Here is a 16,175-nt window from a genome sequence, read left to right as displayed (position 1 = left end):
GCTACGACTCCCTGTCCGTGAAGATGCCCACGAGCCCGTCCGCCTTGGACTGCTTCATGATGTCTTTGACGCCGACCGCCGGATTGCTCCCGAGCGAGGAGTCGGGGAGGTACGCCGCCGGCAGGTAGCGTCCCAACCAGCCCAGCGCCGGCAGGTCGACCAGCCTGAGCTTCGCCAGTTCCAGCGCCTCCCCGACCACGTCCGCGACCGCGTCGACGGTCCACGGCGACCCGGCGGTGGCGGGCACCGCGAGCAGCACGGCGTGGGGGGCGCGGGCGCCGGGCGCGTCGAAGTGGAAGGCGGCCGCCGCCGGCTGCGTGGTGGCCGGGATCACCTCGGACCACTCGTCGACCACCAGAACGGCCACCGGATCCGAGAAGTCGGGCCCTTCGGGACCCGCGGGGCCGTGGAGGACGAGCCCCGTCGCCGGGTCCGCACCGTCCCGCCAGCCGTCCGCACCCACCCAGCGCCGCCCCGGGCCGAACGGCGTCTGACCGACGCGCAGTCCGTAGCCCCCGCCGGTGCCCGTGGCCTCCGTGAGCAGCAGCAGATCGGCGAGCGCCGCGGCTCCGGGCCGGACCCCGGCCATCCGCTCCAGCCAGTCCCGGGGTGCGGGGTGCTCGGTGCCTCCGAGTCCGGCACCGAACGACTCCTGGAGCGCCGCCGCGCCCGGGCTCGTGAGCGTGACGAGGCCGACGGCCCGGAAGCCGGGACCGAAGAGGGCGTCCAGCGCCCCGAGGGAGGCCTCCGGCGGGGTTCTTCCGGGAACGGCGGGGTTCGGCAGGGCGGCCCGCGCGCGCTCCCCCCTCGCCGCGGCCTGCCTGGCCGCCGCCTCCGCGGCGTCGTCCGGTGTGCCGCCGTCGGGCGGCAGCGGTGCCACGATGCCGAATGCCGCGAGCTCGCCCACGTCCAGGTCCGCGCGGGCCGCATCGAGACGGGCGAGGGCGGTGTGGGCCCGCCCGTACAGCTCGGTGTCCCCCGCGACCTCGGCGGACGGCGCCGAAGCGCCCAGGTCTGCCGGGCCCGCCGACCGGCCTGCGGCGAGGACGGCGCCGACGGCGACGGCGAGCGACTCCGTGTCGGACAGCGACCGCACGGTGGCGGGCCAGTCGTCGGCCCGGCCGCCCAGGAGCGTGGGCACCGCTCCGGCGGGCGTAGCGGCGGGTGGGTGCGCTGCCAGGGCGCCTTCCAGGATGGCGCGCAGCGCGCCCGAGCCCACGAGCGCGACCACGTCGAGGGCACAGAGGCCGACCCGGGGCCAGGCGTGCTCGTGCACGGGCGCCGCCGCGACGTCCTGCCCCGGACGCGTCCATGCCGCGCGGAGCCGGATCCCGGCGGCCGGGCCGAGTTGGTGGCTCGCCCAGGCGTCCAGCCGCGGCTCCGCCACTGCGCGGGGACGGCTGCGCTGGGCGGCGGAGTCCCAGCCCGCGGCCGGCGCCGTGTCGCGCGGGACGGCGACCATGATCCGGTGCGTCACCGGGGTGCCGTGCCCCGCGGTGTCGAGCACCTGGGGCCGCGGCGGTGCCTGGCCTCCGGCGGCGAGGCTGTCGAACGTGGCTGCCGCCCGGTCGGTGCTGCCGCTGGCGAACTGGTGGACGCCTTCGGCCAGCAGGAGGTCCGCTACGGCGTCGATGTCGTCGTGCAGGGCCTCCAGCTGCTTTCTGACGTGTTCCTCCTCCGTGGGCTCCAGCGCGGGCCGCACCTCGGGCAGCAGCGCCGTCATGGCCTGGGCGACGGGGATCTCACCGAGTGCGGCTCCGTCGGTGACGTCGTGCACACCGATGAACTGCTGGGCCCCGGTCCCCTCGTGCAGCACGGTCTGCGTCGGCCAGAGCCTGCGGAGCGGGGCGATGACCCGGTCGAGTACGAGGCCGCCCTCCGGACGTTCCCGGGCGTCGTGCAGCCGCCGCTCCAGCCGGTAGCCGAGCAGGGCCCCGATCGGCTGGCCCTGGCGCACTCCGTCCAGGACGTCCATGGCGACCCGCATGCGGCGCGAGGACAGGTCCACGGCGAAGGCCCCGGGATCGTCCGCGTGGGACAGGTAGCCGCTGTGCAGGATGGCGGCCGTGGTGGCCTGGGGGACTGACGGGGCGAGGATGAAGCCGTCGCTGGACGGCGCCGACCGAGCCGACAGCCCCTCCACCCAGCCGTACGCCCCGATCTGAAGACCCGTCGGCCGGCGCTCCGGTGCCCGCATCGCGTGCAGCCGGGCCGTGGCCAGCGAGGTGATCCAGGCGTCCAGTCGGTGGGAGACGAGGTCGAGGCATTCCCCGAGCAGCCGCTCGACGGGGGCGAACGGATCCTCGCCCCGGTCGTGCCAGGCCCGTACCCGCAGGGCGAGATGGCCCAGCGCGGCGTCGATCTCGGCGAGCCGGCTGCTCCAAGGGCGCTCGGGGAGCTGGGCTGTGAGGACGCCGTGCTTGTCGCGGGCGGCCGCCCCGATCGCCCCGAGCTGGTCCTGGTGGGCCTGCTTGACGACGTGGCCGACGGTGACGGTGGCCGCGGTGACCGGGTCCGGTACGTCGAGGGAGAGGAGCGAGGCCGCCGTGAACGGCCGGAGCAGCACCCCCGCTGCAGCTGTGACGGGAGCGGACTTCTCGGGGGAGAGCAGCAGCTCCGCGAACCGGTTCCCGCGCCGGACCGGCGACAGGTGCGGGTCGGCGACGGCGGCCGCCGCGCGGCCGTACTCGAGGTTGGCCGTGTGCCGCAGCAGTGCCTCCAGCAGCGTCCGGGCCTGCTCCGGCCCGACCATGAGCCGCGGGGCCTCGAACTGCTCGACGACCTCTTCCAGGAACAGCAGGAAGTCCTCGAGCGGGTCCAGGGCGCCGGGCAGCGGGGGGACCCGGACGAACGGCAGCCACAGCCGGGAGGCGTCCCCGCCCTCGTTCTGGTGGTGGGAGACGACCGGCTCGTAGGTGATGCCCAGGGCCCGGTTCAGTGCCCGGGACAAGCGGCTCTCGACGGTGCTCGGGCACTCCTCCGCGGCGTCGGCCCACTTGTGGATGAAACACGCGTTGAGCATGCCCCGCACACCCCGTACGCCGCAGGTGCGGGAGACCGGCGCCATGCCGAGCGCCCGCAGCACGTCCCGCTCCGGCTTGGGCAGGTCGAGGCTCTCGCCGGGCTGGTCGCGGCCGCCGACCCGGGGCAGGGTCGCGACGCCGACCTCCCAGAACGGGCGCAGCGTCGTCAGCACGTGGTGCAGGCCGGCGAGACGGGCGTCCTCCCGCGGGTCGGGCTGCCAGCGGGCCGTGGCCGTGACGGGCAGCAGTCCGTACGGCTGCCGGCCGATCCGCAGCGCGGGCAGCGGGCCGCGCGCCCGGACCAGGTCCGCGTAGTGCCCGCGCAGCCACGACCGGTCCAGCGGCAGCTCCTGAAGATGGCTGTCGCTCTCCAGGAGCTCGTCGAGGAAGAAGTCGCCGGTGGCGCTCCACAGCGCCAGTTGCAGGGCCCGCGCATCGGCCTGCTCCGGCTCGCGGGCGCCGGCCAGGGCCGCGAGCGCCGCGGCGGGCAGGCCCAGCGCCGTGGCGACGCGGTCGCCGTTGGCCCACGGGTCGGCCGGGGCCGCGGCCTGCGGTGCCGCGGCCGCCCGGAGCATGTCCTCGACGTCCGGCGGCGCGCCGGAGGAGCGGGCCGCGTCCGGGATGTTGTTGGTCGGGGTGCCCTGGGGCAGGAACGAGGCCTGGCCGTCGTCCGCGCGCCCCGAGAGCAGCCGGGCGACCCTGTCCGCGGACTCCTCCGGGCCGAGGGACGCGGTCACGCCGAGGACCAGGACCCGGGTGAGCAGGGGCTCCTGCCCGGGGTCGTACCCCGGACCGTCCAGGGGCACTTCGATGGCCAGGCCCTTCTCCCGCGCCGCCGCGAAGTCGGTGAGCCACAGCAGTTCGGGGTCCAGGGGCGATCCGGACCCGGCCGGTCCGGCATCCGGGTCCGGCCCCATCTGCACCGTGTCCGGTACGGCGGAGCCCGGGGCCTGCCCCACGAGGACGAGTCCGCCGTCGGGCGCGGTCTGGTAGGCCAGCGCGACGAACCGGTCGGGGAGGGTGGATGCGGTCGCCGCCCGGTTCCAGCCGCGGGCCCGGGTCGGCGGGGCGCCGAAGTGGGGTTCGGGGCCCGGCGCACCGTCGGCGAGCGGCCCTCCCGGCCGGTCGTCCGCAGCCGGCGCCAGCCGGGCGGCGATCCAGCGGGCCCGGGCCGGGCCGAGGGCGCCGGACAGCTGGTCCCATGCGCTGCGCAGGATCCGGTCCCGGTCCCCGGCCGCGTTCTCGGCCCGTCCCGCCCGCCACACCAGGCGCCAGTAGTCCTGCCCCTTGCGGACCTCGCCCTCGGTGGGGTCCGGGTCGTGGGACTCGACGTGGACGTCGTCGGGGAAGATGCGCACGTGCAGTGCGGGGGGCGCCGCGCCGCCGACCCGCAGCCTGGTCTCGAGCCGTACGGGCATCAGCACCAGCGGGACGTCCGGGTCGAGGCGCGCGAGCAGTTCGTCGCCGGGGGCGTCCGCGACGAAGGCCCCGATGGCCGCGTCCAGGGCCTTGCGGGCGGCGCGGATCGCCGAGAGGGCGTCCCGGCGCCGGGCGGGCGTGGCCTCCGGGCCGAGGAGGGCGCGCTGCCGCTCGGCCTCGGCGACGGCCTGGCGCAGAAGGCCGAGATCGGTCATGCGGGGTGTCTCCCTGGGGTGCGCGGTGGTCGTCGGTGGACCGGGGTCAGCCGGGTCCCTCGCGGAGCAGCCGGCGGGCGGGCATGACCACCCGCACCGGCTGCTGGAAGCACTGCCGGGCGGTGCCCGCGGCGCTCTCGCCCCAGACCAGCCCGCCGAGCGACACGTTCGGCAGCCGCACGGACGGGGCGTGCCGGGCGGCCTCGTACTCGGTCGGCGAGGTGAACACGTGCTTCCAGTTGAGGTCGTTCCAGTCGTCGGCGAGCGACGGCGGGTCCGTCTCCGGTGGCCCGTGGTACTGCTCCCCCCACGACGTCGGCGCCGTGGGGTCCGCGGGGTCGTCCAGTCCGAAGACCGGTTCGGTCGGCTGTTCGGCGAGGACGAACCCCCAGGGCTCGGCCATCACGTCGGCCTCCGTCAGAGGGAAGCCGAAGAAGGCGGTCTCCGCGTCCAACGCCCCGCGGAAGACCGGGTGTCGGGCCTGGCCGTCGACCGGTTGGTGCTCGGCGCCCGGCGGTCCCTGGAGCGGGGCCGCGTAGACGATCAGGTCGGGGTAGCGGCGCAGCAGTGCCGTCCGCAGCAGCAGTACGAGGCGCTTCGGAGGCCCGGTGACGTGGGCGCCGAGCGGGAGTGCGGTGCTCCACTCCGGCAGCGCGGGCATGTCGGGGTCGGCGCCCCAGAACCGGGTGAAGTACGTGCCGCGCTGGTCGGTGGGGTACCCGCGCCAGCGCAGCTCCCGGGCGAACTCGTGGTTGAGCCCGGCCATGTACGCCGCGACGAACGCCGGGTTCGGGTGCGCGAGGGCCGCGCTGTCCGGCTTGACGTTCTCCAGGCCGGCCAGCATCCACTCGGTGGACTGGGCGGCGAGCGGCCGCCACATCGGGTCGGGGAAGGTCGGTGCCCACTGGACGGGCGCCTCCGGCCGGTCCGTGGCAGGCCGTTCCACCCGGGACCGCACGGCGGCGTCGACGGCCCGCCGCGGGTCGAGGAGTTCGGCGACCGCGTCCCGGGCCTCGGCCACGGGGAAGGAACCCCGGGGCGGTACGACGGGAGCGTCGGCGGGACGGTACAGGCGGTCGCGGGCTGCGACGGCCATCGCGCGCGCGTCCGCGGGGGTGATGCCGAGCACCGAAGCCGCGGGCAGCCGCCCGGCCGCTCCTTTCAGGCGGTCGTGGCCGATGACGGTGCCGAGCGGGATCGACCCCTCGGCCTGCCAGCCGGCCAGGACCGCGTCGAGGCCCTCCTCGTGCCACCCGTCCTGGCCCCCGCCGGGGCCCGGCGCGGCCCGGAGCCCGGTGCCGCCGCAGTCCGCCCGCCAGATGCCGGCGGTCCCGGTGGTGTCCCAGTCCCAGGTGCCCGGGCAGGAGCCCTGCAAGGTGCCCCACCGGCCCTCCGACTGCCACACGCCGTCGAACGTCCCGTCGGACGTGCTGGACAGCGGGTCCCAGGTGCCGGTGGCCACCCCCTGCCAGGTCCCCTGCTCCCCGGCGCCGTCCCAGGTCCCGCTCGCCACGGCCCGCCAGGGGCCGCCGGTCCTACCGTCGGGGTGGGCGTTCCAGGACCCCTTGAACGAGCCCCGCCAGCTGCCGTTCGCGACGGTGGTCCGCCAGGTCCCGCCGCACGTGCCGTTCCACCGGTCGACCGGCTCGGCCGCGGAGGACTCGCTCCACGGTCCCGCCCAGGTCCCGGTGAAGGCCACGTCCGCCCCCGCACCGCCGGCGGGCGGCAGCAGGGGAGTGGCCGTGACCCTCCCCGACGGGAGCAGCAGGGTGCCGCCGGGGGTCAACCGGATCAGGGCCAGGTAGTCCTCGGGTACCTCGACCTCGGGCAGCGCCCCGAGCGGCAGCGCGGCGTCGAGCGCGCCCGCGCCGGGGTCCGGAAGGGCGTCGAGCCGGTCGGCGAGGAGTTCGAGGAGTCCGGCCCGCTGCTCGGCCCGCTGTCCGAGGACCCGCCAGCCGAGCGGCGTCGTCCCGTAGACCCCGAGCTCGGCCAGTACGGCGGGCAGCCGTGCGGCGCCGACCACGCGTTCGGGGGCGACGGCGAAGGAGACCGTGCCGTCAGGTGCCCCGGGGGCCACGGCGAGGCCCCGGCCGGCGGCCGACAGCGCGGCGATCGTCCCGGCGAACGGCCGCTGACCCGGGGCCTGACCGCCCGGGGTGCCGACGAGGGCGATGCGTCGGCACAGCGCCCCGCGCGGTCGGACGGCACGGCGGAACGCGGTGCCGGACATCGCGGTCGGCAGCGCGCTGGCGTGGATGGCTGCGCCGAGGGTCGTGCTGCCGAACGCCGCCCTGCTCTTCACGGGCGCCGCCAGGTGCAGCAGCCCGTCGGCGTCCAGGCCCGCCACGTGGCGCCGGTGCAGGCTCGCGCCGACGAGCCGGGCCAACCGGGCGAGTTCCAGGAACCGGTTGGTGGCGGTCGCCTCGGCCAGCTGGCTCCACGCCGAGGCCATGAGCTGCTCCTGTTCGCGCTGGACGGACCGGGTGCCCAGGCCCGCGGCCACCCGCCAGCGCGGCTCCAGGTTGAGGGTGCCGGGCCAGCCGGGTTCCGCGGGCAGGACGCGCGAGCGCAGCGCGTGGAAGCCGCCGTACAGCGGGGGCTGGACCAGCGGGTCCTCCTCCCCGTCGTCGGTCCTGGTCGTGTCCAGGACGGAGGCCAGTGCCTGCTGCCACGCGGTTCCCGGGGCGTCGACCGGCCACGCCGCGCTCGGCGGGGCGTCCGGGCTGGTCAGCGCACTCTCGACGGCCTGCGGCAGGGGCCCGGGCCCGGGCTCGACGAGCCCCGGCCGACTGATGTCCATGGCCCGTCGGCCGCCGGTGCCTGGCAGCGGCCTGCACTGCAACCGGTCGGCCAGGGACTCGAAGTCACCGCCCTCGCCCGTGGTGAAGGTCCAGAAGTGGTAGACGGGCAGGGTGGCCTCGTCGTCCGTCGACCCCCACGCGGGGGACAGGTCCCCGGGATCCTGCCGGAGGCCGGCGGGGTCCGCCTGCAGGAGGCCGGCACGCCTGCCGGCCTCGAACGCCGGCACCAGGCAGGCGGTGTACTCGGTGTGCGGAAGCAGCCGGCGCGGGGCGAGCAGCCGTGACAGGGAGCGGCGGTCGTCCTCCGGGTGGCCGGTGACCGTCTGGGTGTGCGCCCACAGGTACAGGCGCGTCGCGTCGGGAAGCTCGTCGGCCGGCACGTGGAGCACCGGCAGCGGCACCCCGGGGCGCCGCCGCGGCCGGCCGGCGGCGGTGGGTACGCAGACCAGCGCGATCCAGGGCCGCAGTTCACCCCCGTCCTTGGGCGCGAGCGGGGTGAACAGCCAGGGGAAGTCGGTCCGGTCGAACTCGATGAGCGGGAACCGGGTGGTCTCCGCGTCGGGCGTGCCGGGCCTCGGGTAGACCCGGACGATCTGCTGCGGGTCGACCGCGACCACGTCGCCCGGACCGTACAGGTCCAACGGCACCTGCCGGAGGGGGCCGTCGTTGACGGCCGCGCCGGCGGACAGCCGGCCGCGCAGCGGGCCGGTGACCGACGGGCCGTCCAGCTCGCGCAGCGAGGCCGCGGCACCGGTCCGGTCCCAGGAGGCGAAGGTGTACGACGTCACGGCCTCACCTCGTGGACGGGTACGACACGGAGCCCGGCCGCGGTGCCGCCGGTGACGGACCGCAGTGCCTCCGCGGCCTCGGTGAAGGTCACCCCGCGGGGGTACCCCGGCCGCGGCGTCAGGGTGTCCGCGTCGACGACCGTGAACGCGCGCTCCCTGAGTGCGCTCGGGCACCTCGCGGCGGCGGCGTACCGCGTACGGGCCGTGTGGGCGCCCCCGGTGGCCACGGCCCCGTACGGGACGGTCCGGGCCAGGTAGGCCTCGTCCGCCGACCAGCGGGGCAGCTTCTGGTGCAGGTCCCCGGGCGCTCCCAGCCACTTGCTCTCGTACCGCACCTCGGCCTCGTACCGGCGGGCGGCCGGCGGCGGCGCCGACGGGGCGAGCTCGATGCCCGAGCGGAACCGCTCGAACGGGGGCTGGGTCAGCCGCTCGTCATCGGTGAGCTCGAAGAAGTCGGCCCGCGCGAAGTGCTCGGTGACCGGGGTGCCCACCCCCGCGTCGGTCGCGCCCCCGCCGGGGACCGCGTAGCGGACGGTCACGTCGAAGGTCTTCGGGGCGGGGAGCCGTCCCGCGCCGAAGCGGCTGATCGGGATCCCGAGGGGCACCAGCCGCTGGCTGAACCGGATCCGTCCGAGCGGGTGCAGGAGCCGGCCCGCGTCCTTGCCGTCGGCGAGCAGGGTGACCAGGGGCCCGGTGCCCGGGGGCAGCAGCGGCGCCCAGTTGCGGGGCTCGTCCAGTTCGCGTTCCAGCCGCTGGGCGACGTCCGGCGCGGGCGCGGCGGTGACCTGCCGGGTGCAGGCCCAGTGCTCGTCGAAGGGGAAGTCGATGTCGACCCAGAACAGCGAGACGCTCGCCCGGCCCGCGAGGTGCCAGCAGGGCGTGGGTCCTTCGACCCGGACCCGGAGCTGCACGGTGCAGATCGACCGGCCGGCGAAGCGCAGCGCGAACCCGCCGCCCAGGTCGAGGACCACGCCGAAGCTCGGCTCCCAGCGCACCAGCGCGTCGAAGTGCAGGTGACCGGTCACTCCCGTGCTCCTGGTACCGACGACCACGGCGAGCGCCGCGCCGGCCTGGACGGTGCCGGGAGTGAGCGCGAGGTAGCCGGTGAACGAGATCCGCAGGAAGGGGGAGTCGGCCAGGGTGAGCGAGAGCCGTCGGGGCGTCGGGAAGCCGGCCGGGGCCGGGTAGGAGGGATGCCAGCCGCCGGCGCTGAGCAGGAACGCCGGCCCGGGGCCGGGGGTGATCCGCACGGCCAGGCCGCCCTCGATGCCCGCGGTCAGCATCCGCGAGCCCGTCAGGTCGGCGGCGAACTGCACCGTGCCGTCCGCGTCGACGACACCGCCGACGGACGCCTTGAGCTCGATGACGGGGGCCTGCGGGGCGGGCAGCGCCACCCTGAGCCGGCCGAGCAGGGCGGTCGTTCCACGGGTGGGTTCGATGACCACGCCGATGTCGGCGGTCACGAACGACACCGGACGGCCCCATCCCAGCCGGAGCATCGGGCCCACGACCACGCTGCCCCGCCGGGTGACGAACACGGTCGCGAGCGTGCCCAGGATCTGGGCCGCCGCGGCCGCCGGTTCGTCGGGGAACAGCACGCGGTCGAGGTGCCCGGACTGCACGGCGGCGGCGAGCCCGGCCCGGTCGACGGCGTGCCCGATGCCGACGATCCCGCCGACCGCGTTGAGGGTCAGGGCCAGGCCGAGCTCGATCGCCGGCGTGAACTCGGCACCGAGCGCGACCAGAAGCGCCCGCTGCCGGGTCCGCAGCACGGCGAACGCCCTGACGTCGACCGGGCCGAGGCCGAGCGCGAGAGCACCCCGGTACTCGCCGTCGCTGCCCGCCAGGAACCCGGCCCCCCGGGCCGGGCCGATCGCCAGACTGAGGGCGATGGCGGTGGCGGGCAGCGCCCTCCCGCCGCCGTCGGTTGCGACGGCGATGCCGACGCCGTCCACCGAGGCGTCCGCCAGGCCCGGGATCGAGGCGCCGAACGACGAGGTGAAGCAGAGGGCGCCGTCCGTGGCGGCCAGGTGCACCGACGGGGCCCGCAGACCACCGGACGCACTCCTGAGCGGCAGCGCCACGACGCGCCCCGTACCGCCCTCGAAGCGGGCCCCCCGGCCGTCGACCCGGGCCACCAGGTCACCGACGAGCACCGGTCCGCCGGGAGCGAACAGGCCCAGCAGGCCGTCCGCGTCGGGGAGGGCGAGGTGCAGGGGACCGGCGGCGAGCTCGAGCACGGCAGCGGCCGGATCCGCCGGGACGGTCAGGGTGAGCGTGCCGCCCAGGGGCAGCCGCAGGCCTTCGGTGAGGCCGAGCTCCCCGATGCGCAGCTTCACGGTGAACTCCGCGCCCAGAGCGGCCCCGGCCGCCGCCTGCACACCGCCCGCATCCGCTGTGAACAGTCCGGGCACCTCGAGGGCCCAGACGGGGGACGACCGGTCGGCGGCACCCGCGAGCACGTCGACCACACGGAGCCACAGCTCCCCGGCCGGCTCCCCGGCCGACGCGCCCAGGCGTTTCAGCAGGCCGCCGGCCGTCAGGTCCGAGGGAGGCAGTACCCCCAGGGCCTCGCGCACCGCCTGCCGACGTCCCGCCGCGTCGAGCCCGCCGAGCGTCGCGGCGATGCCCGACAGCCCCGCGCGCAACTCGGCGGCCAATGCAGCGACGGAACCCATGAGCGGCGCCTTTCCACCTTCCCGACGTTCCCGGAAGGGTCTGTCCGCGCGGGCGCACCGCGCGGCGCGCCCCGACAGCACTCCATCCTGGTGCCGCGACCCCGCCTGGCAAGGCACCCCCCGGCCCCTCATCCGTACGGTGGACCGCCATTGCGCCGCCCGGCCCTCCGCCGGACCGGAGGTCGCCGGCGGTCCCGGAGCCGTACGGGCACCTCCGACCAGAGGCCGCCGGCCGTGGGTGCACCCCGGCCGTGCTCCGGGGACGGCGGCACCGGCAGCCGCCGGAGATCTGGTAGGAAACTTTCCTATCAGATAGCATCCCGCGCGGCGGCTCGGCGCGGCGCCCGTTCCCGGCTCCACCAAGGGGGCGGGCGTGACGCGCTCAGCGAGAGCTCTGACCCGGCCGCCGTGGCGCGCGTACGCCCGGGGCCCCACCGCCACGGGCCGGCCCGCGCTGCCCGCACCGGTGCCCAGCTCTCACCCTTCCCAGGCAAAGGGAGTCACAGGTATGCACCACCCGCACGCCTCCGCCCCACCGCGCCGCACCACAACCCTGTCCCTGCTGCTCGCCGCCGTCCTGCTCGTCACCGGCGGCCTCGTCCTCGCCTCCACCGGCCGCGCCGCCGCCGCGGACCCGCTCCTCTCCCGCGGCAGGCCGGCCACCGCCTCCTCCCAGGAAGCCGCCGGCCTCACCGCCGCCAGGGCCTTCGACGGCGATCCCGCCACCCGCTGGGCCAGCGCCGAGGGCTCCGACCCCCAGTGGATCCGGGTCGACCTCGGCACCACCGCCGCCGTCTCCCGCGTCCGCCTCACGTGGGAGGCCGCCTACGGCAAGGCCTACCGCGTGGAGATCTCCGCCGACGGCGCCGGCTGGACCACGCTCGCCACCGAGTCCGCCGGCAACGGCGGCACGGACGACTGGACCGCCCTGAGCGGCAGGGGTCGCTACGTCCGCGTCCACGGCACCGCCCGCGGCACCGCGTACGGATACTCGCTCTACGAGTTCGAGGTCTACGGGACGCCGGACGACACCGTCCCGCCCGGCACCGGCGCCTTCACCGTCGTCGCCGCCGGTGACATCGCCGCCCGGTGCACCGCCTCCAGCAGCTCCTGCGCCCACCCCAGGACGGCCGCGCAGGCCCGGCGGATCAACCCGAAGTTCTACCTGACGATGGGCGACAACCAGTACGACGACGCCCGGTTGTCCGACTTCCGGAACTACTACGACAAGACCTGGGGCGCCTTCAAGGCCAAGACCCACCCGGCCCCCGGCAACCACGAGACGTACGACCCCGCCGGCCCGCTCGCGGGCTACAAGGCGTACTTCGGCGCCATCGCCTACCCCCAGGGCAGGCCCTACTACAGCTTCGACGAGGGCAACTGGCACTTCCTCGCCCTCGACTCCAACTCCTTCGACGACCCCGCCCAGATCACCTGGCTCAAGGACGACCTCGCCCGCACCACCAAGGGCTGCGTCGCCGCCTACTTCCACCACCCGCTCTACTCCTCCGGCGGCCACGGCAACGACCCCGTCTCCAAGCCCGTCTGGCGGATCCTCTACGCCGCCGGGGCGGACCTCGTCCTCAACGGGCACGACCACCACTACGAGCGCTTCGCCCCGCAGGACCCCGCCGGCCGGGCCACCGCCGACGGCATCGTCGAGATCGTCGGCGGCATGGGCGGGGCCGAGCCGTACCCCATCGAGACCGTCCAGCCCCACAGCCAGAAGCGGATCAGCGGCACGTACGGGGTACTGAAGCTGGACCTCACCGACACCACCTACACCTGGCAGTACGTCGGCACCGACGGCCGGGTCAAGGACACCGGCCCGACCTACACCTGCCACTGATGTACCTCGCGACCACAGGTCGCCGGGACGCGTCGCCCGCCCCCTCCGGGGCGCGGCGGCGCGTCTCCGCCACCGTCCTCGCCCTCGGCACGGTCAGCCTGGTCACCGACGTCTCCTCCGAGATGGTCACCGCCGTGCTGCCCCTCTACCTGGTCGTCGGTCTCGGCCTCACCCCGCTCCAGTTCGGTTTCCTGGACGGGCTGTTCACCGGCGCCACCGCCCTCGTCCGGCTCGCCGGCGGCCACGCCGCCGACCGCGGCGGCCACCACAAGGCGGTCGCCGGGACCGGCTACGCGCTCTCCGCCTGCTCCCGGCTCGCCCTGCTGCTCGCCGGCGGCGCGACCGGCGGGATCGCCGCCGCCCTCGCCGCCGACCGCGTCGGCAAGGGACTGCGCACCGCCCCGCGGGACGCCCTGATCACCCTCGACAGCCCGCCCGACGGCCTGGGCCGCGCCTTCGGCGTGCACCGTGCCATGGACACCACCGGTGCCCTCCTCGGCCCCCTGGCCGCGTTCGCGCTCCTGTGGGCCACCGCCGACGCCTACGACGCCGTCTTCGTCGTCAGCTTCTGCACCGGGCTGCTCGGGGTGCTGCTCCTCGTGGTCCTGGTACCCGGCGGACGACGGGAGCCGGTCGGCGCCGGCCACCGGGTGCGCGACCTCGCCGCGCCGCTCCGGCTTCCCGGCGTGCGCCGGACCGCGCTCGCCGCCGCGCTCCTGGGCGCGGCCACCGTGGGCGACGCCTTCCTCTACCTGCTCCTCCAGCAGCGGACCGAACTGGCCGCCCCCTGGTTCCCGTTCCTGCCGCTCGGCGCCGCGGCCACCTACCTGCTCCTCGCCGTACCGGCCGGGCACCTCGCCGACCGCATCGGCCGCCGCCGCCCCTTCCTGTACGGGCACGCGGCCCTGCTGCCGGCCCTCGGGCTGCTCCTCGCCCCGGTGCCCGCCGCGGTGCTCCTGGCGGCCGTCCCGCTCCTGACCGGGGTCTTCTACGCCGCCACCGACGGCGTCCTGATGGCCCTCACCGGGCCGCTCCTGCCCCCGGGGCGACGGGCGGGCGGACTCGCGCTCGTCCAGACCGCCCAGGCCCTCGCCAAGGTCGGCGCCGCGGCCGGTTTCGGAGCCGCCTGGACGCTGTGGGGACCGACCACCGCACTCCTCCTCACCCTCACCGCACTCACGGCCGCCCTGTGCGGCGCGACCCGCCTGCTCCCGGCAGAGCCGCACCCCGAACCCGGGCCGGCACCCTCGCCGTCCGCGCCGCCCTCCGCAAAGGGGTCCTTCACATGACCACCGCGCCCGCCCCGAACCGGCGCCGCCTGTCGGCCCTGGTCCTCGGCGTCCTGCTCCTCGCCGGCGGGGCCACCGCCTACACGCTGCACGCCGCCGCCGGGCGCCCCGACCCGGCCGCCGCCACCGCGGACCCCGGCTTCACCCTCGACACCGGCTCCCCGGGGGCCCTCTGGTTCCGCGACACCGCCACCGGTCGTGTCGCCCGACAGGACCCCGCGGCGCCTGGTGAGCGCGTGGCGCTCGGGCCCCGCTGCGACCGCTTCCACGCCGCCGCGGACACCGCACTGTGCCTGCAGCTGCGCCCCGGCGTGCCGGCCCGCTCGTACGTCCTCGTGCTCGACCGGCGGCTGCGCGAGGTGCGCAGGATGAGCCTGCCGGGCATCCCCGACCGCGCCCGGGTCTCCGCCTCCGGACGGGTCCTCGCCTGGACCACCTTCGCGAGCGGCGACTCCTACGCCACCGCCGCGTTCTCCACCCGCACCTCGATCCTCGACCTGCGCACCGGCTACCTGGTCAAGAGCATCGAGCAGATCCCCCTCACCCTCGACGGACGCCGCCACCACGCCCCCGACGTCAACTTCTGGGGCGTCACCTTCGCCGCCGACGACAACCGCTTCTACGCCACCGCCGCCACCGGGGGGCGCACCTACCTGGTCGAGGGCGACCTGGGGAAGTGGGCGGCGCGGACACTGAAGGAGAACGTCGAGTGCCCCTCGCTCTCACCCGACGGCACGCGCATCGCCTACAAGAAGAAGGTCTCCGCCGACCCCCGCGCGCCCTGGCGCCTGCACGTCCTCGACCTCGCCACCCTCCGCGACCACCCGCTCGCCGACCCGCGCTCCGTCGACGACCAGGCCGCCTGGACCGGCCCCGACACCGTGGCGTACGCCTACGGGGGCGCGGTATGGACGGTCCGGGCGGACGGCACCGGCACCCCGCGCCGCCTGGCGGCGGGAGCGACCTCGCCGGCGACACCGCGGTGACGCGGCTCCCGGGCGGCGGAACCGATCCCCCGGCGGACGCCCGACTGGCCGGAGCGGAACGGTCCCGCCCCGTGGTCCCGAGGGCGTCCGGCCCGGTGGCGCCCCGCCCGGTGGCGCCCCGCCCGGTGGTGCGTCAGATCCAGCCGCGGCGAGTGGCGATGACGCCGGCCTGGAAGCGGTTGACCGCGCCGAGGAGTTCGTGGAGGCGGCTCATCCGCCGGCGCATGGTGCGGACCGACCAGCCGAGCTGGCGGGCTATCGCCTCGTCCTTCAGGCCGCTCACCAGGAGGGTGAGGACCAGGCGGTCCTCCTCGCCCAGCGGGTCCTCGGCGGGCACGTCGAGCGGCAGGGCCTGCTTCCAGCACAGCTCCCAGTAGTCGACGAGTGCGTCCAGCAGGGCGGAGGGGCGGATCACCGCGGCGCGTACGCCGTCGAGGTCGAGCGAGAGCGGCATCAGCGCCAGCCGGCGGTCCGCGACGGCCAGTTTGATCCGCAGACCGGGCATCACCCGGGCCTGCTCGCCACGGCGCACGAGCCCTCGGATGTCCTCGAGGACCCCCGGCCACTCCAGCGCCTCGGGGGCGTAGACCGCGCGGTAGCGCACGCCGCGCCCGAGCGCCGTGCTCTCCACCGGATTGGCGGTGGTCAGGGCGTACGGCGGGCGGTCCAGCGTCATGACGTCCTCGCGCGCCTCCTGCTGGAGGCGGACGAACCAACGGCCCAGCGCCTCGCGGCCGGTGGCGATCTCCACCTCCTCCTCGCCGGCCGTGCCGGCCTGCGCCGCCGCGAACAGGCGGGACAGTTCCCCCGCCGCCGCACGCACCCGGTCCAACTCCGCGGCCCTGGCCCGTACCAGGGACTCGACCGCGGCTCCCGGCTCGATCGCCGCGTACCGGCGGCGGACGCCCGCGAGCCGCCCGACCAGACCGTGGTCGTGGAGCCGGTCCAGCGCCCTGGCGGCGCGCAGCGGTGAGCAGCCGAGGTCCGCGGCGAGCTCGGCCGGGCCCGCCGTACGCCTCGTCAGCACGGCCCGGTAGACGCTCTCGTCGAACGGGTCGATGCCTGCGGCGGTGAGCTCGTTCGTCATATGCCGAGAATGGCCCACGTGTGCCAGCGGCAGCAATGGG

General features: G+C 76.2%; 7 protein-coding genes. 3 read left to right on the top strand and 4 right to left on the bottom strand.

What is annotated here, in order from left to right; all coding sequences use genetic code 11:
- Position 1 precedes the first annotated feature (1 nt).
- The 3 genes from IF43_RS0105855 to IF43_RS0105845 are packed head-to-tail and all read right to left on the bottom strand — an operon-like array spanning position 2 to position 10,924.
- Positions 2-4,657, bottom strand: a complete 4,656-nt coding sequence (locus tag IF43_RS0105855; RefSeq protein ID WP_030194845.1) for a hypothetical protein — start codon at positions 4,655-4,657, stop codon at positions 2-4.
- A gap of 46 nt (positions 4,658-4,703) precedes the next feature.
- Positions 4,704-8,246, bottom strand: coding sequence for a hypothetical protein (locus IF43_RS0105850; protein ID WP_030194843.1), 3,543 nt, complete (start codon positions 8,244-8,246; stop codon positions 4,704-4,706).
- Entirely contained in the window at positions 8,243-10,924 is a 2,682-nt protein-coding gene (locus IF43_RS0105845; protein ID WP_030194840.1) for a DUF6603 domain-containing protein, read from the bottom strand. The genes IF43_RS0105850 and IF43_RS0105845 overlap by 4 nt, the downstream gene beginning before the upstream one ends.
- Before the next feature lie 508 nt (positions 10,925-11,432).
- Here IF43_RS0105845 and IF43_RS0105840 point away from each other — a divergent pair.
- Genes IF43_RS0105840 through IF43_RS0105830 form a run of 3 tightly spaced genes read left to right on the top strand, consistent with a single transcriptional unit; the run spans position 11,433 to position 15,048 of the window.
- Complete coding sequence (locus IF43_RS0105840; protein WP_030194837.1) at positions 11,433-12,773, top strand: discoidin domain-containing protein; 1,341 nt, start codon at positions 11,433-11,435, stop codon at positions 12,771-12,773.
- Complete coding sequence (locus IF43_RS0105835) at positions 12,773-14,062, top strand: MFS transporter (RefSeq protein ID WP_030194834.1); 1,290 nt, start codon at positions 12,773-12,775, stop codon at positions 14,060-14,062. Before IF43_RS0105840 ends, IF43_RS0105835 begins: the two co-directional genes overlap by 1 nt.
- The gene (locus IF43_RS0105830; RefSeq protein WP_030194831.1) at positions 14,059-15,048 is read left to right on the top strand and encodes a PD40 domain-containing protein; all 990 of its coding nucleotides are present in this window, start codon (positions 14,059-14,061) and stop codon (positions 15,046-15,048) included. Before IF43_RS0105835 ends, IF43_RS0105830 begins: the two co-directional genes overlap by 4 nt.
- A 133-nt stretch (positions 15,049-15,181) precedes the next feature.
- Here the strand turns inward: IF43_RS0105830 and IF43_RS0105825 are convergent, their stop codons facing one another.
- The gene (locus IF43_RS0105825; protein ID WP_030194828.1) at positions 15,182-16,135 is read right to left on the bottom strand and encodes a hypothetical protein; all 954 of its coding nucleotides are present in this window, start codon (positions 16,133-16,135) and stop codon (positions 15,182-15,184) included.
- Positions 16,136-16,175: the final 40 nt, after the last annotated feature.

It is taken from the genome of Streptomyces sp. NRRL S-87, assembly GCF_000719335.1.
In the GTDB taxonomy this organism is placed as follows: Bacteria; Actinomycetota; Actinomycetes; order Streptomycetales; family Streptomycetaceae; genus Streptomyces.
Note: the sequence above shows the minus strand (reverse complement) of the source record. Positions and strands in the feature narration are given on the sequence as shown.